Source organism: Legionella lansingensis, from assembly GCF_900187355.1.
Lineage (GTDB): Bacteria > Pseudomonadota > Gammaproteobacteria > Legionellales > Legionellaceae > Tatlockia > Tatlockia lansingensis.
The window spans coordinates 1,109,643-1,129,811 of sequence record NZ_LT906451.1 but is presented as its reverse complement, the minus strand read 5'-3'; the positions used below and the strand labels follow the sequence as shown (position 1 = coordinate 1,129,811).

Sequence of the window (20,169 nt, the reverse complement as noted above, 5' to 3'; positions counted from 1 at the left end):
CTTCCTTTATGTTCCTTTATGATGGATACAAGCTAAGATTTGCGAAAAAATATCATCAACTGAGCCAACTCCAGTAACCCGATGAAATTCAGGTGCATCGGGACTCTTCGTTTGTGCCCACTGCTGATAATAATGAATTAGAGGCTCTGTTTGCTGATGATAAACCGCCAACCGCTTTTTAATTGTCTCTTCCTTATCATCATCGCGTTGGGTTAAAGGTTCACCTGTAATATCATCAATGAAGTCTTTCTTCGGGGGGCGCGACTGCAAATGATATACTCGCCCTGAGGGCAAATGGACAAGCCGACCACTGATGCGATTAATGATTTCCTCATCAGGAACTACCATTTCAATAACATGATCAATCTTGATGTGCGCGTTCTTTAATGCATCCGCTTGTGGGATAGTTCGAGGGAAACCATCAAATAGAAAACCATTGCTACAATCCGGTTGTTGTATACGTTCTTTCACCAAGCCAATGATAATATCATCTGAAACCAGTTTTCCTTCATCCATTATTTTTTTTGCGCTTTTACCCAATTCGGTTCCAGCAGCAACTGCAGCACGCAACATGTCCCCAGTGGAGATTTGGGGAATGTTAAAATGTTGAATTAATTTCAGCGCCTGAGTTCCTTTACCTGCACCTGGCCCACCCAAAAGCATTAAACGCATTAAAAACTCCTACTTAAATTTGCTCACTATCCTACCGTTTTGGGAAGCGGATGTCATTAGTTAGCCCAATGTATATGACAAGATACTAGTGTCTAAGCCACGATCGTCTGGGCAAACTACCTCGACATTGATTTAATTGGGCCTGGAAGATTTGTGAACGCGTCTTAACTTTGCGCGCAACCTGAATCAACCACGGTTTTCTTAAGTAAGTGCGGCGTTGATAACCACCGATTCCCTCATGGTAGGCTAAATATAGCTGATAGGCATCGTTACGTGGAATACCCGCACGTTTATTCGCTTCATTCGCATACCAGCCAACAAAATCAACCGCATCAGAAAACGCACCGCGTGAAGCCCACATACTACCGCCATTGGAGGCATTTTTATAAACAGCCCACGTGGAACGAAGCGCTTGGGTGTAGCCATAAGCTGTAGAGGGTCTCTTCCAGGGAATAACCCACAATAATTTTCTACGCGGTGGTTTTGCCCTACCATTAAACTTTGATTCTTGATGAATAATTGCCATCTGTACAGCCACAGGCACCTTCCAACGACGTTCAACGTCTGCGGCAGCACGATACCATTTAGGATATTGATGGAACACACTACAAATATTGTTCACATCACGTGGAGGACGAGAGGCACAAGAGACAAGTAATAGAGTACAGATGGCCAAACCTAATAATCTTAATTTCATTTTTATTATTATTACTACTATTATTGATGAGCGTATTAGTAACAAAAATACGGGTAAATTGAAACTCGATCGCCAAGTTTTTTAATTTGATAAATTTAAAACCCGAATTACCATAGCTTGACCGTCCTGAGCGCAGCGCTGTATCTTATACAAGAATCACGTCATGACGGGTTCTCATCGAACTTGTGTGTAGAAGAGACAGAAATATTCGAGAAAAATATTCAAGAATGATAACTCCTTTGGTAGATTAATGAGCACTTTAGTATTCGATATAGAAACCATCCCCGACGTTGAGACGGGGAGAAAATTATATGACTTGCAAAACTTATCCGATGAAGACACTGCCCTCGCTCTCTTTGCCCTACGACGAATGAAATCTGGGAGCGATTTTCTTCCTCATTATCTACAAAAAATTGTTGCAATTTCCCTGGTATTGAGCCAAGGTTCTCAGCTTAAAGTTTGGTCATTGGGCGATGAAGCATCTGATGAAAAAGATTTAATTCATCGTTTCTTTTCGGGTATCGAAAAATATACCCCCACCTTAGTGAGTTGGAATGGCTGTGGTTTTGACTTACCAGTGCTTCACTATCGTTCCCTTCTGCATGGTATTTCTGCTCCTATTTATTGGGAAAATGGAGAGAACCAGCAGCATTTTCGCTGGAACAATTATTTAAATCGTTTTCATTATCGTCATCTCGATCTTATGGATATATTGGCTGCTTATCAAAGCAAAGCCTATGCACCTCTTGATGAAATTGCCTCAATGCTAGGTTTTCCTGGAAAGATGGGTATGAGCGGTGCAAAAGTATGGGAACAATACCGTCTTGGGAATTTGAAGAATATTCGAGATTATTGTGAAACAGATGTTTTAAATACCTACTGTGTTTACCTACGCTTTGAATTAATGCGTGGAGCATTAATTCAGGATGAATATGCTCAAGCCATGCAGAATTTGCGTACTTATTTGCAAAATGAATCTGGAAAAAAACATCTACAAGAGTTTTTACAAAGATTGCAGTGAGCTCATTCTTCAATGAGCACCATAAATTTCTTTCAGCAAATAAGATATTTTACAAAATAAATTACTTTCGCTCCCCTTTTCTTTCCTTTAGCAGAAACTATAACTTTTTATAATTCAATAGCTTATCTCGTTATTCTTCCTCTTAATCATAAATTTTTATACAGACTATATGATCTTTCAATACGCCTTTTAAGGTTTTCTTAATGTTCATGCGGATATATTTGTGCTCAAAATTAAAACAATATTGACAACCAAATTAGAGGTAACTAGCTATGCGTAATAGATCCAATATGCAAACAATATTGGCAAGTGATAAATCAAAAATCTTACTCAATGAAGGGTCATCACTATTATTAGGACATTCTAGTTCTAATGATTTTGGTTATACTTGCTCACATCGATTGTTTTCAAGCACATCAAATGCGCCAATCATCTCAAGCACACCTGACATGTCAGGCGTGCTTCAGGGCCGCCTCCAACATCATTCAGAGATAACCGGAAATAATGACGCAGCGTTTCATCCAATGTCAGTCGTTTTTCGCGGTATACGAAGCCTTAAAAATTTAGAATTTTTAAACTTATATACCCCCAGAGGAGATAAGAATAGCATCGAAGATTATTCCACTGTTTTCAACGGAAACTATAAGTTCATTTCAACGACTAAGTACGACAACATAGCAGCAAACTTTGCCGGCATTGGAGGCATGGTTGTTGTAAGCAACGTGCCTAAAATTTCCATCGATGTCACAGAATCAGTAGAAAAATTAAAAGGTCAACGCGAGGTAACAGTTGCCAAAGATCAAGAAAAGGATTGGGATGTGGCTAAGGAGTGTGAAGTAAGTGGTGTTGTTCCTAATGGCAAAAAAAGTGTCATTGAGAAACACGACGTATTCATGATTAGAAAGGTAGCATCCAAATTAGGACTATATTATGGACCAGCCTATGTGAATCCAAACTATAAACAAACTCGTTTCACTATTCAAATCCCAGCCCTGAATGGTGCAGAGTTTAAAATGATCCAAAAAGTTACAAAAGAAACTTTAATTGACTTTACAGCAGCTAATCAACTTCTAGAAAGATTAGAAGAAATGGAAGGAAGATATTTAGAACCTTGCTTCGGTTTTCCGAGATCTCCAGTGATTAAAATCACTGACATGGAGCAAGCTGAATTTGTTCTAAAGAACTTTGAGCTTACTTTTATCGATGATAAGGTAGCAAGTAAGTTGATTAAAGAAGAGAAACAAGCAAAAGAGGAATACGGCCTTTACAGATTCTTTGGTCAAAGAGAACAATCATGGACACAAGTCAAGAGTATTTCTGAGTTGATTTCAGAATTTAATGTAGTCGTTTAATGAAAAGATTGCCGAATAGGTTTCAAACTATTCGGCTTTATTTTTGAGTAATTTTTGCTTACTAATGACCCTTTTCAAAAGAATAGCATCCTCTTCGCCATGCTCATCTTTATAATAGGCTTCTTTTACGGTATCTTTTTGAAAGCCAAATTTTTCATACAATCTCAATGCCGCTTTATTGCTTGGTCGAACTTCTAAAATGACAGTATCAAATTGAGAACCAGCAAGTGAATTCAATACTGCCTGTAATAATTTCTGGCCATAACCTTTTCTTTGAGCTGAAATATCAACACACAAATTAAGAATATGACAGATATTGAGGCTTTTACGACAAATGATATAACCGACTATTTGTTTAGCGGATTTAGTGATTGTTTCCAAAACGCGGCAATCATAACCAACTAATACACAATCACTCAATATATCACGACTCCAAGGAGCAAGGTGCGAAGACTTTTCAATCGTATACACCCTGTCTATATCGCTTTGTTGCATTGGGCGTATCTTAAATGTCATGTTGTATCTGCCTTAATCACTATTTAAAAATATACCACAAAGATAGTATGGTCGTTTCTAGGAAAAAAGAGAGTGAAGTTGAGAAAAAATCTGTTTCTGTTCTTTAAAAGCCCTTATGTTGCAAAACCATGAGGACCTTTGATGTATTACTCGACATTCAAGTTTTTATTGCTTGACTTTATAGCTCACCGAATTACCGTGGCTTGACCACGGTAATTCGACACATTCGTTTGTTATATTAACCTGAAGAGCGAGTATTAGCGTTAGAGCATTAGTCGATTATTCTTTCTTTTTCTTCGGTAAATACAAATCAGTAATTGTGCCTTCAAAAACCTCAGCCGCTAACGCTATTGACTCAGATAATGTAGGATGAGGATGAATTGTCAAGGCGATATCCTCCACATCACAACCCATTTCAATTGCCAATGAAGTTTCAGCAATTAAATCGCCGGCATTGATACCCACAACCCCAGCACCAAGAATACGATTGGTCTCAGGGCAGAAGAGCAATTTGGTCATTCCTTCTTCACGTCCCATGCTTAGAGCCCGTCCACTCGCAACCCAAGGGACCGTGCCTTTTTCATAGGCAATACCTTTCTCCTTGGCCTCTTTCTCAGTAAGCCCGGTCCATGCCACCTCAGGATCCGTATAAGCCACATTAGCAATACATTTGGGATCAAAGTAATGCTTCATACCAGCTATGACCTCTGCTGCCACTCGTCCTTCTGGGATAGCTTTGTGCGCTAACATGGGTTGACCAATCACATCACCGATCGCGAAAATATGTGTTACATTCGTGCGTAGCTGATTATCAACCTTAATGAAGCCCCGCTCATCGACATTGACACCAGCTTTATGCGCATCGATAGTGCCACCATTGGGCTTTCTTCCTACAGATACCAATACCTGTTGAAAACATAGTGGCTTGTCGGTGGCATGTTGGCCTTCCATAGACACATAAATGCCATCTTTTTTAGCTTCTACAGAAGTAACCTTAGTCTTCAATAAAATCTTGGTTCCTTTTTTAGTCATTCTCTTTTGTAAGACATTGACCAGATCAGCATCGGCGCCAGGCATTAATTGATCCATGAATTCAACCACTGTCACATCAACACCCATAGCTGAATAAACCGTTGCCATTTCAAGACCAATAATACCACCACCAATGACTAATAAATTTCCTTTAATATCAGCAAGCTCCAATGCCCCCGTTGAGCTAAAAATACGAGGATCTTCAGGAATGAAGGGGAGCTTTATCGACTCACTACCAACAGCAATGATAGCATTTTCAAAATCGACGGTTGTTTTGCCATCTTTTCCTTCAACAATCACCTGATGTGCACCAGAGAATTTCGCAATCCCAGTAACTACCTCAACTTTACGTTGCTTAGTGAGCACCTTTAACCCACCAGTAAGCTTACCAACCACAGAATTCTTCCAAGCAACCAACTTTTTATTGTCCAACTTTGGCTTACCAAAAGTAACACCTTGTTCTGCCATTTCATGAGCCTCATCGATTACTTTGGCAATATGAAGCAAGGCTTTCGAAGGGATACAACCGACGTTTAAACAAACACCCCCTAAAGAATCGAAGCGCTCAACAAGAACAACTTTCTTACCTAAATCGGCAGCACGAAATGCCGCTGTATAACCACCAGGACCACTACCTAACACGATTACTTCTGTTTTAATTCCAGCCATCTCACGCCTCTTTAATTATCAAACTACTTTAATTGTTAATTTCTCAGAGCAAAATCCGCCGAATATCTGCAAGTGACTCAGCAATGAATCGCGTAAATCGTGCAGCCTCAGCGCCATCAATCACTCGATGATCATAAGAAAGGGATAAGGGTAACATCAGTCGCGGTTTAAATTCCTCTTTCTCATACACAGGCTTCATGCTCGATCGTGAAAGACCTAGAATCGCAACCTCAGGACTATTTACGATTGGGGTAAATGCCGTTCCTCCCAGACCGCCCAAGCTTGAAATAGTAAAACAGCCCCCGCTCATATCTGCAGGCGTTAACCCTTTTTCACGAGCTTTAGCGCTTAATCGTCCCATCTCCAAAGCAATGTCGCTTACTGACAACCGATTAACATCGCGAATAACAGGAACCACCAAACCATTTGGCGTATCCACAGCGATGCCAATATGATAATAATGTTTGTAGATTAAATTCTCACCGGTTGCATCAAGAGAAGCATTGAATTGAGGATATACTGCCAATGCTTTACTGACTACTTTGGTGACAAAAGCAAGAATTGTTAGCTTGTAACCTGATTGTTTGGCGTTTTCTGTTTCTGACTTTCTAAATGCTTCTAGTTCAGTGATATCCGCTTCATCAAACTGAGTCACATGAGGAACGGTAATCCATGAACGATGAACATTGATCCCTGTTATACGTTTGATTTTATTTAATGGCTTCGTTTCAATTTCACCAAATTTGCTGAAGTCAATCGTAGGAGTTGATGGTAGTGAGAATCCTGCAGCTGGCTTTTCGCTTAATCTTGTTTTGACATAATGTTGAAGATCTTCTTTAGTAATTCTTGATTTTCGCCCACTACCTTGGACTTCAGCTAAGTTAATACCAAACTCTCGTGCCATTCGACGTACTGCTGGACCCGCAGGAATATTTATCCCCCTCCCTTCTGCCGTTGGTGGAACCGTCGAAGGCTGGGTTACAGGTTGCTGCACGTTTTCTTTTTCAATTTCCTTAGGCATCACTTCGGTTGCTGCAGAGGGCATAGATGGAGCTTCTGCAATATCTTGTTCTGTTTTAAGCATTAAAATGAGTGTGTCTTGAGAAACTTTATCGCCCACTTTGACAGCAATATCTTCAATAACGCCACTAGCAGGTGAAGGAATATCCATAGTCGCCTTATCCCCTTCAAGGGTAATAAGGGATTGCTCCTTCACAATGGTTTGCCCTGTACTTACCATAATGTCAATAACGTCAACATCCGTTGCCCCACCGATATCTGGCACACGAACCTCTATGGTTTGTCTACCTGGCGCAGGTACTTTCTCCGCTTCAAAGACCGGAGGTGCTTGCTTTATCTCGGCTTTCTCTGCAGGAGGAGACTTGGTTTCAAGAGATTGCTCAGGTTGCGACGGCTCTCCCACCAAAGTTAAAATGACATCACCTTCTGATACCTTATCTCCAAGTTTGACATGGATACCCTTGACCTTTCCTGCCTCTGGCGATGGAATTTCCATGCTTGCCTTGTCAGATTCCAGGGTAATTAGCGCTGTGTCCTTACTGATTTCATCCCCTGGCTTTACCATGATCTCAATCACATCAACGTTTGTTGCGCCACCAATATCAGGGACTTTTATTTTAATCTCATCTACCATATCTATCCTCAGCACAGAACCCTACAGTGTATGACTTATGCAGGGGTTTGCATATTAAACAGGAATCACTCATTGGGTCACTGGGTTTGGTTTTTTACTATCAATGCCATAACGTTTCATTGCATCCACAACCATTGACTTTGATAACACATCTTGTTGTGCTAAAGCATCTAGAACAGCAATAACAATGAATTTGGCATCAACTTCAAAGAAATAGCGCAGGCGCTCCCGAGTGTCACTGCGTCCATAACCGTCAGTACCCAAACTAATAAACGGCGCAGAAATAAATGGTCGAATTTGATCTGCATATAAACGTATATAATCAGTAGCTGCAATGACTGGCCCTTTTCGACCGGCTAACTGCTCACTGACATAACTTTGCTTTGGCTTATCTTTGGGATGCATACGATTATGGCGTTCCACTGCCAATCCATCACGTCTTAACTCATTGAAGCTTGTTACACTCCATACATCCGAACTGACCCCAAAATCTTCATCGAGCATTTTTGCCGCTGCAATAACTTCACGCAAGATAGTACCGCTTCCCATTAGCTGCACATGTTTTTTGCTTGGTTTTTTAGATTCCTGCAACAAGTACATTCCTTTGATAATTCCCTCTTCCACTCCCTTGGGCATATCTGGATGGGTGTAGTTTTCATTCATTACGGTAATGTAGTAAAAAACGTTATCTTGCTTTTCATACATTCGATATAAACCATGCTGGATAATTACTGCCAATTCGTAGGCAAATGTTGGATCATAGGAAACACAGTTAGGGATCGTCGAAGCCAGAATATGACTGTGTCCATCCTGATGCTGCAGACCCTCTCCCGCGAGTGTGGTTCTACCCGCTGTTCCGCCTAATAAAAATCCACGAGCCTGCATATCACCTGCAGCCCAGGCCAAATCTCCAATTCGCTGGAAACCAAACATGGAGTAATAAATATAAAAGGGGATCATGGGTAGTCTATTCGAGCTATAGGATGTCCCTGCCGCCATCCAAGAGCAAAAAGCACCCGCCTCATTAATCCCTTCCTCAAGTATTTGTCCGTCTTTGGCTTCTCGGTAATACATTACCTGCTCATGATCGACAGGAGTATATAGCTGACCTACGGGTGAGTAGATACCAATCTGGCGAAACAAACCCTCCATCCCGAATGTTCGGCATTCATCTGGCACAATGGGGACGATTCTTTTACCCAATTCCTTGTCTTTAAGCAGCGTAGATAATATACGAACAAAAGCCATAGTCGTAGAGATCTCACGCTCACCCGTGCTTTGAGTAATCGTGTCAAAGGCAGACAGTTGAGGCACTTTAAGAGGTTTAAATTGACTCTCACGTATTGGCAAAGAACCACCCAAAGCCTCTCTTTGTTTATGCAAATATTGAATTTCCGGACTGCTAGCATCGGGACGATAAAAGGGGATTTCTGTGATCTTATCGTCACTTATTGGAATGCTAAATCGGTCTCTAAACGCTCGCAATTGTTCGATGGACATTTTTTTCTGTTGGTGGGTAATATTTAGACCCTCCCCAGCAGCCCCCATACCATAGCCTTTAATGGTTTTAGCCAAGATCACGGTAGGGTTACCTCGATGTTCAACTGCTTGGGCATAGGCAGCATAGACTTTTTGTGGATCGTGGCCTCCGCGATTCAGACGCCAGATTTCATCATCTGACATATTTTCAACCATTTTTTTAAGCTCAGGATACTGACCAAAAAAATGCTTGCGAACATAGGCACCATCATTGGCTTTATAAGCTTGATAATCACCATCCACGCATTCTTCCATGCGCTTTTGCATTATACCCTTGTCATCACGAGCAAATAGCGGATCCCAACGCCCGCCCCAGATGACTTTAATTACATTCCACCCTGCCCCACGAAATAATCCCTCTAATTCTTGAATTATTTTGCCATTACCACGAACGGGGCCATCAAGTCGTTGTAAATTACAATTGACTACAAAAATCAGATTATCTAACTTTTCACGCGCAGCAATGGATAACGCCCCTACTGATTCAGGTTCATCCATCTCTCCATCACCAAGAAAAGCCCAGACTTTGCGACCCTCGGCCTTGATTAGGCCACGATTTTCAAGGTATTTAAGAAAACGAGCCTGATATATTGCCTGTAAGGGCCCCAAACCCATCGACACTGTAGGGAACTGCCAAAAATCTCCCATTAGCCAAGGATGAGGATATGAAGACAGGCCATTCACTTCGACTTCTTGCCTGAAGTGATCTAATTGTTCCTCAGACAATCGCCCTTCCAGAAAGGCACGTGCGTAGATTCCTGGGGAAGAATGTCCTTGGAAATAAATTAAATCCCCACCATTTTCTCCCTTTGGTCCTTTGAAGAAATAATTAAACCCAACTTCATATAAGGTGGCTGCTGAAGCGTAAGTAGCGATATGTCCACCCAATTCTGGAGCATATTTACCTGCACGCAAAACCATGGCTACGGCATTCCATCGAATAAGAGCAGCAATTCGCTTACCAATTCCCTCATCAGGTGGCATTAATTTTTCTTCATGCGTTCTAATGGTATTACAATAAGGGGTATTAATGGAGCTTGTCAGTTTCACTCCCTCGGCATTAGCTTTTTTAATGAGCTCTTGTAAAAGAAATGTGGCACGTTCGCTTCCATCAGCGGAGAGTACAGCCTGTAAGGCATCCAGCCATTCACGTGTTTCAATCGGGTCTATGTCATTACTATTTTCATATAACATGAATGTTCCTCACTATCTGAAGCTTCAGGGGCATACTGGCTGCAAGCTTTTATAAACCATCCCACTGCAAGCCTGCATACAAACCTGGTAATCGGCTCGACAATCGCAAGTTGTTTTGCGGCATTGTAGTGGATCGCGAAAGGAATTCAACTGAAGTGTGAGAAAATCCCCTTTTACACAGACTTCATTTTTATAGCGCTTATAGTTCTTCACCGTTGTTCTCGTTGAAGATGCACAACATTGTCGGCAATTATTGCGACAAGCTTGTTTACATGCTTGAGCTCTAGCTTCACACAAGCTTTGGCAAGAAGCTATTTTGTTTTTCTCTTGTGCGCTCATCATATAAGTACACGAAACAAGGAAGACACAACACAATATGCAAATAAGTTTTATCATCATTCACTCGTCAATTATGGTTGTTCGTTATAGCCAAGACGTAAGGGTAAACAATGCCAAAAAAACTAAATATACAACGAGTGCCTGCTCCATCAAGTTCTCAGCGTAAGGCAAGATTACTGTTTCGGTTTCATTCGTACGTGCTGCCAATAAACCACCCTGACTTAATAAGTCATCATTTTTTTCTGGGGATGCAAAAAACATTCCCATGAAAAAACCAATCCCTCTTTGGAAATTTCCAACCAACAAATATAACAAAAGTGTCAGCCTAGCAGGAATCCAATCCAAAACATCAGTAATTGTTTGAGCCAGTTTTGCAGTTAATGATTGCTCGCTACATAACGAAATGAGTCGATAAACAAGTATTCCTATGGGCCCAGCAACAATGTACCAGAAAATAACTGCAAAAAGTTCTCCATTAACTTTAGCAAAATAATCACCCACCATCGTTTCATTTTCCTGTTCCTCACTTCGAACTGGATAAAAAGGATTTTGTGGGCCTAAGCAATAATAAAAAATTACCAGATTAAGTAGAAATCCTATAAAACCAAACAGCAAATGACCAAAAATGTACAATAGTAGCCAAACAATCACCACCGGAATGAGTACTACAAGAGCTAGAACTGAAGCCTGGATAAGAAATGAGGTTTCTGCTGCTACCCATTTTTGGCTAATAGCGGCAAAGTAGGATGAGAACCAATAGAATCTATTGTGTGATACAGCATGGATGAGGTAACGCTCGCTCAACAAACAAAGGACAATAACAAATAATTTCATTTTTAATCCTTACGCATTTTATCAGACAAGGCTATTGGTGTTGGGTATTTTAACACCACCCAATAAGAAGAGACGATAAAGGTTAAGATTGTTGTTGCTTGTATCAGATTTGCCGCTACTTCGGAAATCAGCTTGGTACTTAAGGAGACACTGGCTACTAGCAAAGAGAACTCACTTGCTTGCCCTAATCGTACACCAACTTCTCTCGCCACGGGTTTCTTTTCACCGGCTTTACTCAGAAGTAAATTAAAGAGAATTGGCTTAATAACCAACATTAAAACAGCTAGAATAAAAGCAGGTATAACCACCTGGGCAGCAAAACCAAAGTTAAACGTCGCACCAATTGCAAAGAAAAACATTACCAGAAAAAAGTCACGAAGAGGCTTCAGACTTTCAGCAATATAAAGTGAAATTGGACTTGAAGCCAGTGTTACACCCGCTATGAAGGCACCAATATCTTCCGTCAACCCTAATCTCTGTGCAAGAACTGACATTCCCAAACACCAACCTATTGATAATAAAAAAACGTACTCTTGGGTACGATCAAAACGAGCTAACAATCTCACCAAAATATAACGCTCTACCGCAAAACCGAACAAAGTAAGCGCTGGCAGTGCAAGACAAACCAAGAGTAAATCATTCCAGGAGAATCCCCCGCCCTGAACACCATTAATTAAAATGAGAACGATAATAGCAATCACGTCTTGCATTAACAGCACACTGATCATCACTTCACCTGTATGTTGATGATGCAAGATCGTTGTAGGGAGCAGTTTTAAGCCAATGATAGTACTTGAAAACATCATGGCCGCCCCTAGAATCCACGATTCGGTTTTCTCCAAACCAAACCAGCGACCTATTAAATAGGCAAGAACAGCAAAGCATATTGAGCTGATAACGGCAATCAAGGTTATCTTTCGTAACATATGCACTAAATTTTGCGGCTGCAAATGAAGGCCTAATAAGAACAATAGAAATACGATGCCAACGTCTCCTACCTGTTGGACAACACTAACATCAGCAACGAGCCCTAAGCCCCAAGGTCCTAAGGCAGCTCCTAATAAAATGTATGCAACGAGTAGAGACTGCTTGGTATAGAGCACCAATGTTGAAAATATAGCTGCTCCAGCAAAGATTAAAAAAATGGTATAAAAAACTGCCCCTGTATGCATACGCTTCTTGTCTCTCTCACTTAAATTAACAAATTTTTAATTCCGAAAAATCAAAAAACAAATTACCGTGGCTTGACCACGGTATACAGCAATCTCCAGTAAACCATGGATACCGTGGTCAAGCCATGGTAATTCGGTGTTCTAAAGTCAAGCAATAGAAACTCGGAGATCGAGTATTAAATAAATAACAGCGCCTAGGATACCATATATTAGGATCTATGCATCAATGATAACCTTCATGTGATTTCCCACGAAATACATAATACGTGTAAGCCGTATAAGCGAGCAAAAGAGGCAACATAATTACCACTCCCACTAGAATAAATAATAAGGTAGAATTTGGAGCCGCCCCCTCCCAGATATCAACCCGATGAGGAATCAAGTAAGGATAGACACTAATAGCGATTCCCGTATAAGAACATAAGAAGATTACAATACTATAAAGAAAAGGCTTAACCTCATTGCTGCTTGCAAAACTTCTCCAAGTTAACACAATCACCAAAGCTGTAATAAGAGGTAAGGGCGATAATAATAATACATTAGGAAAGCTATACCAACGCTGAAAAACTTCCTCACTATGCAATGGTGTCCATATGCTGACAAAAACTAAAAAAATACTGACCAGCACTAACAAACCTTTCGCTAAATGAGCCATTTTGCTTTGTAATCGCCCTTCGCATTTCATGAACATCCAGGTAGCACCAAGCAAACCGTAGCCGCATATAAGAGCAATGCCTGTAAGTAAGCTAAAAGGGGTTAACCAATCTGCCTCATTAATAGTCATGGATGCTTCATTTATTGGGAAGCCTTGAACAAAAGCACCTAATATCACCCCTTGAAAAAAGGTCGCAGCCAGGGAACTGATTGCAAATGACCAATTCCATAAATATTTGGTTCGCTCCGCTTTAAAGCGAAACTCAAAACTAACACCCCTAAAGATTAAGGCAATGAGCATAAGCATAATAGGCATATAGAGAATAGGGAGTAATAAGCCGTAAACAGTTGGAAAAGCCCCATATAACATCGCTCCACCAAAGACGAGCCAAGTTTCATTACCATCCCAGACCGGAGCAACTGAGTTCATCATTTGATCGCGTTCTCGCTCGCTTTCCGTAAAAGGAAATAAGATACCAACGCCCAAATCAAAGCCATCCAGAACGACATACATAATCACTATAAAAGCCAATAAACTCGCAAAGACAAAAGGAAGCATTATTTTTTCCCCCGCTGAGTATCAGTCATATATTGGAATATATGATGTTCTACATCATGAGTGACTAGAGGCGCACGACGGATGGTTTTGAACAAATAATAAAGATAAAAACCAAAAACAATCCCGTACGCCAAAATCAAAAGAACCATGGAAATGATCACTTCCTCAACACCAATGGCCGAAACCGCAGCTTTCGTTCTCATCAAGTTATATACTACCCAAGGCTGACGGCCTATTTCAGCCGTTAACCAGCCACAGACGCTAGCAATAAAGCCCAGTGGCGCCATAAAAAGACAGAATTGATGAAAGCGCTTTGAGGTAAAAAGGGCCTTTCGCCTCCTTAAGAGCAAGCCCACTAACGCAGTAGCCAGCATCAAGAGCCCTATCCCTACCATGATTCGAAAGCTAAAAAAGACGGGGGCAACCAAAGGTTGATCCATCTTGTCTACAGATTTTAATCCGAGAAGTTCCCCATCTAACTCATGGGTATTCAATAAACTGCCTAACTTGGGTATAGCTACAGTGAAGTGATTTTTCTGTTCTTGCTGGGATGGCCAGGCGAAAACTAAAAAAGGAGCGCCGCGTTGTGTTTCCCACACACCTTCCATTGCTGCAGTTTTTAATGGCTGGTATCGATGAACAGTAAGACCGACAGTATCTCCCAGATAAATTTGGATAGGGACTACAATCAGAGCTGCCCACATAGCAAAAGATAAGCAGGTAGTAGCCACATCAACATGTTTATGTTTTAACAAGAAGTAACTAGAAACTGCAGCTACGACAAAACACGTTGTGGTATATGAAGCCAAAATCATATGCAGCATGCGTGGAATAAAAGACGGATTAAAAACGACGTCCCACCAATTGGCAACAAGATATTTCCCATTCAATAGAACATAACCCGTAGGCGTTTGCATCCAAGAATTTGCTGATAAAATCCAGAAGGCAGAAATGGTCGTTCCAACAGTAACCAGCAAGGTTGCTATAAAATGAAGCCCAGGGGGTACTTTCTTCCAACCAAAAAGCATAACACCTAAGAATCCTGCCTCAAGAAAGAAGGCTGTTAGGGTTTCATAGGCAAATAAGGCACCTAGAACATTACCAAACTGAGCGATAAACGGACCAAAATTTGTGCCTATTTGGTAAGCCAAGACAATTCCTGAGACCACCCCCATACCAAAGGTGAGTGCAAAAATTTTGGTCCAGAATTGACAAATTCTTAAATAAATTGGGTTGTGAGATTTAAGCCACATCGCTTCCATAATGACCAAAAACATGGCCAGGCCTAAATTGAGTGTGGGAAAAAGAATGTGGAATCCTATGCTAAAAGCAAATTGTACCCGAGATAGAATTTCTACGATCATAGTGATCATCCTTTGGAAGGCTTTTATGAATAGATTGATCTTAAAATTTTTTAAATTTGCCAAATCAAAAAACCGAATTACCGTGGCTGATCACGGTATCCAGCGATCTTCAATATACTATGGATACCGTGGTCAAGCCACAGTAATTCGGTGTTCTAAAAGTCAAACAATAAAAACTTGAAAATCGAGTAAGATAATATCAGAAAACATCATAACTTATTGTTCTCCGAAGAAAAATAGAGAGTTCATCTTGGGAAGAATCCATTTAAAAAACATCAGGACATCTTTTACCTGCACACAGAATAGACAAATAGTAGGCAGGGTGATAGTATTTTTAATTTCGCCCTAGGTTACAACTCGTTGAAGTTGTAATAATTGTGCAGAGTGGTTCAATCAATAGACAGGAGTAAAGACGTCGATGGATTACAGCAGTTCAGTGGCACCGAATCATTCCTCCCTTCAATCGTTTCTGCCCTGGATTGTATGGGGATTAGGTTGTTTATTTTATTTTTATGAGTGCTTGCTTCAGGTCTCACCAAGTGTGATGAGCACCGAATTGATGCGTGATTTTGCAGTTACCAGCCAGACTCTGGGTATTTTATCAGGTATTTATTTTTACTCCTATGCAGCCATGCAATTGCCTGGTGGTGTATTAATGGATTACTTCGGCCCTCAACGCCTATTAACAATTGCAACAACGATCTGCGCTGTTAGTACAATCGCCTTTGGTTTAACCAATAGCTTTTTTATGGCCTGTATCGCTCGTCTGATGATCGGCTTTGGCTCTGCCTTCGCTGCCGTAGGTTCAATGAAGCTGGCCGCTAATTGGTTCCCTCCTCAACGTTTTGCATTATTAACAGGCATGATGGTAACAATAGGAATGCTAGGTGCGATTGGTGGGGAAACACCCTTGGCTTTACTAATTGATGGTTATGGTTGGCGCAAAAGCATGATCATTATGGGCTCCGTGGGAATCGTCTTAGCCTTATTGATCATGCTCATTGCCAAAGATTCTCCTCATAAACGAGTAGCCCTAAAACATAATATTGAAGAAGAACCTCTACTTCCCAGTCTTTTAACTATTGTCAAAAATCGGCAGTTATGGTTGGTCGCTATTTATGGTGGATTAATGTATATGGCTACACCTGTATTCTGTGGCCTATGGGGAGTTCCCTTTTTGATGTATAAAATGCATATTGCAAAAGCAACAGCCGCAAATTATATCTCCTTGGTTTTTGTAGGCTGGGCCATCGCCAGTCCGATATGGGGAATTTTTTCAAATCGCATAGGTCTAAGAAAACCACCAATGTATATAGGCAGTATCGGAGCCATAATCACCAGTTTGCTATTTATTTATGCTAACATAGAGGCCGGTTGGATTATGCAAATCCTTTTGTTTAGCTTTGGCATTTTTTCTGCTGGTTTTCTTCCTGCTTTTGCCATTGCTAAGGAACTGTGCAGTAAACGCTATGTTGCCACTGGCTTAAGCTTCATGAATATGATGAATATGGTAGGTATTGCCTTAGCACAACCCATCATTGGTTTTATTCTTGATAGAATGTGGCATGGAGAAATCGTTGATAAAGTCCGGGTTTATCCGTTAGAAGCCTATCATGTTGCTTTAGCTTTGTTACCTGCTGGCATGCTAGTTTCCTTGTTGATTTTACCTCGGATTAGAGAAACGTATTGTCAATCTGTAGAGGATAAACGGGAAGAGTTGAAAGTATAATTCGACGTTTCTCATCACGGTTCGAGCTACACTTTCCAATCGCACCGAAATTATAGACTTATTTGAAACATACATATGAACATGGCAAAAAAACTTTATATTAAAACAAATGGCTGCCAGATGAATGAATACGATTCATCCAAAATGGCAGAAGTACTGCTACAGTCCCATGGACTGGAAAAAACGGACAATGTTGAGGAGGCAGATGTCATTCTTTTAAACACTTGCTCCATTCGCGAAAAAGCCCAAGAGAAGGTCTTTTCTCAACTCGGGCAATGGCGAGAATACAAACAGAAAAATCCTCACGTTGTTATTGGAGTTGGTGGTTGTGTTGCTAGCCAAGAAGGTGCCGACATTATAAAGAGAGCTCCTTTTGTGGATCTCGTTTTCGGTCCGCAAACCCTTCATCGTCTACCTGCTTTGCTTAACGAACGTTTGTACACAAAAAAGCCCGTTGTTGACATCAGTTTTCCTGAAATTGAAAAATTTGATCATCTGCCTGCGCCACGAGCTGAGGGACCTGTTGCCTTTGTCTCTATCATGGAAGGTTGCAGCAAATATTGCAGTTACTGTGTTGTTCCCTACACCCGGGGTGAAGAGATTAGCCGCCCTTTTGATGATGTTTTAGCCGAGTGTTACCAACTCGCGAAGCAAGGGGTAAGGGAAATTAATCTCCTTGGACAAAACGTAAACGATTATCGCGGTGCTATGGACAATGGTGATATTGCTGATCTGGCACTACTCATTCATTATCTGGCAGCGATTGATGGCATCGGTCGTATTCGCTTTACAACATCTCATCCTCTGGCCTTCTCTGATAATTTGATCAATGCCTATGCTGAAGTTCCACAACTCGCCAATCATCTACATCTACCAGTACAAAGTGGTTCAGATAAAATCCTTACAATGATGAAGCGCGGCTATACCGCAATGGAATTTAAATCGAAAATCCGCAAATTACGCAAAGTACGCCCCGATATTCGTCTATCAACAGATATTATCGTTGGCTTTCCTGGCGAGACAGACGAAGATTTTCAAGCAACCATGAATCTTGTCCATGAAATTGGCTTTGATACCTCTTTTAGTTTTATATACAGTCCTCGTCCAGGAACACCAGCGGCTAATTTAGCCGATGAAACCCCCATGGAAGTAAAGAAGCAAAGACTACAGATTCTACAGAATCGGCTACTGTTGCAGGCCTCTCACTATAGTCAAGCGATGGTTGGAAGTCACCAACGCATTCTTGTTACTGGCGCATCCAAAAAAAATCCGCAACAGTTGGCAGGACGAACGGAGTGCAATCGCGTTGTTAATTTTGACGGTCCTGCAACGTTAGTAGGTCAATTCGTTAATGTTCTCATTAGTGAAGCTCTGCCCAATTCCTTGCGCGGACGATCAATTGACGAGCATATTACGGCATGACCGATTCCATTAAGCAATGCGTTACCATACCCCGCGAATATCACGGACAACGAATTGACGTGGTACTCGCACAATTATTCCCAGATTACTCGCGTTCGCAATTAAGCCATTGGCTAAAGCAGGGACTTATCACATTAAATCAACAGTCATGTAAACCTAAAGATAAAGTCTTGGGTGGTGATGAAATCCAAATAGATGTGGAATTCCCCGAAAATGGCACTGAGACTTCCCTCCCAGAAGCCATCCCACTAGATAGTATTTTTGAAGATGACGAAATCCTAGTGATTAATAAACCAGCAGGTTTTGTCGTTCATCCTGGTGCTGGTAATCGTGAACATACCCTTGTGAATGCTCTATTACATCACGCTCCGCAACTTGGCCATTTGCCACGAGCAGGTATTGTTCATCGGCTAGATAAAGATACCACTGGTCTGCTCGTGATTGCCAAAACGCTACCGGCACATACGAATTTGATTAGGCAAATGCAGGCACATGAGATACATCGCTGTTATATCACATTAGTCAATGGACACCTCATCTCAGGGGGAGAAATTGACACTTTTTTTGGTCGCCATCCTCGCAATCGCCTCAAAATGGCTGTTTGCGAACAAGGGCGGCAAGCTATAACCCATTATTCCATCCGCAAACATTACCACTATTTTACTTTGCTTGATGTTCAGCTATTAACCGGTCGAACGCATCAGATCCGGGTACATATGGCTTATATTAATCACCCTGTTGTTGGCGACCCATTATACGGTGGACGGATGCGTTTTCCTCCACAAGCGAATGAGGAACTAAGAGAAGTCCTTCAGCGATTTAAACGTCAGGCATTGCATGCAGCTACCTTGTCATTTTCTCACCCTAAATCCAAAGAAGAATTGACATTTGCAGCACCTTTACCGGATGATTTTCGCTTTCTTCTTGAAACCCTGGATAAATATCTTGACTAAACTCCATGCAAACTGGCCTTCTCCTTCTAATGTCAAGGCCTTTACAACTCTACGACATTCAGGCTTTAGTAAAATACCTTTTGACAGCAACAATCTAGCTGCTCATGTTGGTGATAACCCAGATGCTGTTTCCTTGAATCGGCAGCAGTTAAGAAAAGAGTTAGGGACGACACAAGAGCCCGCTTGGCTTGAGCAAATCCACAGTAATGTTTGTGTTGTGACGGAAGAAGACAATAATCGTGTTGCAGATGCAGCTATTACCAGAACTGCACGTCAACCTCTGGCCATATTGACTGCGGACTGTCTACCCATTTTACTCTGTAATCAGGAGGGTAATGAGATTGCAGCGATTCATGCTGGCTGGCGTGGGCTGGTTAACGGGATCGTTGAAAATACGCTAGCTCGCATTAAAAGCGCTCCTGATAAACTGATGGCATGGATTGGCCCAGCAATCTGCCAATCGTGTTATGAAACCGGTCCTGAGGTATTGGAAAGTTATCAAAAACGCTATCCTTTTGCGACGCAAGAGTTCCGTCCCATCGGTGAGAAATGGCATGCTAATCTAGCAAAACTCGCGGAACGAATTCTTAATTACTCTGGCGTTACAGCTGTTTATCAATCAAATTCCTGCACATTTGAGCAAAAAAATGACTTCTATTCCTATCGCAGAGAGTCACAAACAGGTAGAATGGCAACACTTATTTGGTTTACTGAAACATTTGGAAACAAACAATATGACTATGACTAATGCAATCCGTATAACTCTAGCAATCTTGCTTTTAAATATCTTTTCTTTT

16 protein-coding genes are annotated in these 20,169 nt (G+C 41.2%); 6 read left to right on the top strand and 10 right to left on the bottom strand.

Going from position 1 to position 20,169, the window contains the following annotated elements:
* Positions 1 to 6: 6 nt before the first annotated feature.
* On the bottom strand, positions 7 to 672 hold the full coding sequence (adk, locus tag CKV79_RS05135) for an adenylate kinase (RefSeq protein ID WP_028374045.1): 666 nt from the start codon (positions 670 to 672) through the stop codon (positions 7 to 9).
* A gap of 85 nt (positions 673 to 757) precedes the next feature.
* Positions 758 to 1,369, bottom strand: coding sequence for a transglycosylase SLT domain-containing protein (locus CKV79_RS05130; protein ID WP_028374044.1), 612 nt, complete (start codon positions 1,367 to 1,369; stop codon positions 758 to 760).
* A gap of 250 nt (positions 1,370 to 1,619) precedes the next feature.
* Here CKV79_RS05130 and CKV79_RS05125 point away from each other — a divergent pair, with 250 nt between their 5' ends.
* Together CKV79_RS05125 and CKV79_RS05120 are read left to right on the top strand one after the other, a co-directional pair.
* Positions 1,620 to 2,390: a 3'-5' exonuclease gene (locus CKV79_RS05125; RefSeq protein ID WP_028374043.1), complete on the top strand. Its 771-nt coding sequence runs from the start codon at positions 1,620 to 1,622 to the stop codon at positions 2,388 to 2,390.
* Positions 2,391 to 2,680: 290 nt separating this feature from the next.
* Positions 2,681 to 3,742: a hypothetical protein gene (locus CKV79_RS05120; protein WP_028374042.1), complete on the top strand. Its 1,062-nt coding sequence runs from the start codon at positions 2,681 to 2,683 to the stop codon at positions 3,740 to 3,742.
* Between the two features lie 27 nt (positions 3,743 to 3,769).
* On the opposite strand, the gene rimI is transcribed toward CKV79_RS05120, so the two are convergent.
* The 8 genes from rimI to CKV79_RS05080 form a co-directional block, all read right to left on the bottom strand.
* Entirely contained in the window at positions 3,770 to 4,258 is a 489-nt protein-coding gene (rimI, locus tag CKV79_RS05115) for a ribosomal protein S18-alanine N-acetyltransferase (protein ID WP_028374041.1), read from the bottom strand.
* A gap of 279 nt (positions 4,259 to 4,537) precedes the next feature.
* Positions 4,538 to 5,959, bottom strand: a complete 1,422-nt coding sequence (lpdA, locus tag CKV79_RS05110; RefSeq protein ID WP_028374040.1) for a dihydrolipoyl dehydrogenase — start codon at positions 5,957 to 5,959, stop codon at positions 4,538 to 4,540.
* 43 nt (positions 5,960 to 6,002) lie between these two features.
* Complete coding sequence (aceF, locus tag CKV79_RS05105) at positions 6,003 to 7,613, bottom strand: dihydrolipoyllysine-residue acetyltransferase (protein ID WP_028374039.1); 1,611 nt, start codon at positions 7,611 to 7,613, stop codon at positions 6,003 to 6,005.
* 69 nt (positions 7,614 to 7,682) lie between these two features.
* A complete protein-coding gene (gene aceE, locus CKV79_RS05100; RefSeq protein ID WP_028374038.1) occupies positions 7,683 to 10,346 on the bottom strand; it encodes a pyruvate dehydrogenase (acetyl-transferring), homodimeric type in 2,664 nt (887 codons plus the stop codon).
* Between the two features lie 423 nt (positions 10,347 to 10,769).
* Positions 10,770 to 11,519 (bottom strand): regulatory signaling modulator protein AmpE, encoded by a 750-nt coding sequence (locus CKV79_RS05095; protein WP_028374037.1) that lies wholly within the window; start codon positions 11,517 to 11,519, stop codon positions 10,770 to 10,772.
* A gap of 2 nt (positions 11,520 to 11,521) precedes the next feature.
* A complete protein-coding gene (locus CKV79_RS05090) occupies positions 11,522 to 12,691 on the bottom strand; it encodes a cation:proton antiporter (protein ID WP_028374036.1) in 1,170 nt (389 codons plus the stop codon).
* A 223-nt stretch (positions 12,692 to 12,914) separates the two neighbouring features.
* On the bottom strand, positions 12,915 to 13,904 hold the full coding sequence (cydB, locus tag CKV79_RS05085; RefSeq protein WP_028374035.1) for a cytochrome d ubiquinol oxidase subunit II: 990 nt from the start codon (positions 13,902 to 13,904) through the stop codon (positions 12,915 to 12,917).
* A complete protein-coding gene (locus CKV79_RS05080) occupies positions 13,904 to 15,268 on the bottom strand; it encodes a cytochrome ubiquinol oxidase subunit I (RefSeq protein ID WP_028374034.1) in 1,365 nt (454 codons plus the stop codon). Before CKV79_RS05080 ends, cydB begins: the two co-directional genes overlap by 1 nt.
* A gap of 418 nt (positions 15,269 to 15,686) precedes the next feature.
* Between CKV79_RS05080 and CKV79_RS05075 the strand changes: the two genes are divergently transcribed.
* The 4 genes from CKV79_RS05075 (at position 15,687) to pgeF (ending at position 20,120) form a co-directional block, all read left to right on the top strand.
* The gene (locus tag CKV79_RS05075) at positions 15,687 to 16,997 is read left to right on the top strand and encodes an MFS transporter (RefSeq protein WP_028374033.1); all 1,311 of its coding nucleotides are present in this window, start codon (positions 15,687 to 15,689) and stop codon (positions 16,995 to 16,997) included.
* A gap of 81 nt (positions 16,998 to 17,078) precedes the next feature.
* Positions 17,079 to 18,419 carry a tRNA (N6-isopentenyl adenosine(37)-C2)-methylthiotransferase MiaB gene (miaB, locus tag CKV79_RS05070; protein WP_028374032.1) on the top strand — a complete coding sequence of 447 codons (1,341 nt, stop codon included), beginning with the start codon at positions 17,079 to 17,081 and terminating at the stop codon, positions 18,417 to 18,419.
* Positions 18,416 to 19,372, top strand: a complete 957-nt coding sequence (gene rluD / locus CKV79_RS05065) for a 23S rRNA pseudouridine(1911/1915/1917) synthase RluD (RefSeq protein ID WP_028374031.1) — start codon at positions 18,416 to 18,418, stop codon at positions 19,370 to 19,372. Before miaB ends, rluD begins: the two co-directional genes overlap by 4 nt.
* Positions 19,365 to 20,120: a peptidoglycan editing factor PgeF gene (gene pgeF, locus CKV79_RS05060; protein WP_408606913.1), complete on the top strand. Its 756-nt coding sequence runs from the start codon at positions 19,365 to 19,367 to the stop codon at positions 20,118 to 20,120. Before rluD ends, pgeF begins: the two co-directional genes overlap by 8 nt.
* Positions 20,121 to 20,169 lie beyond the last annotated feature (49 nt).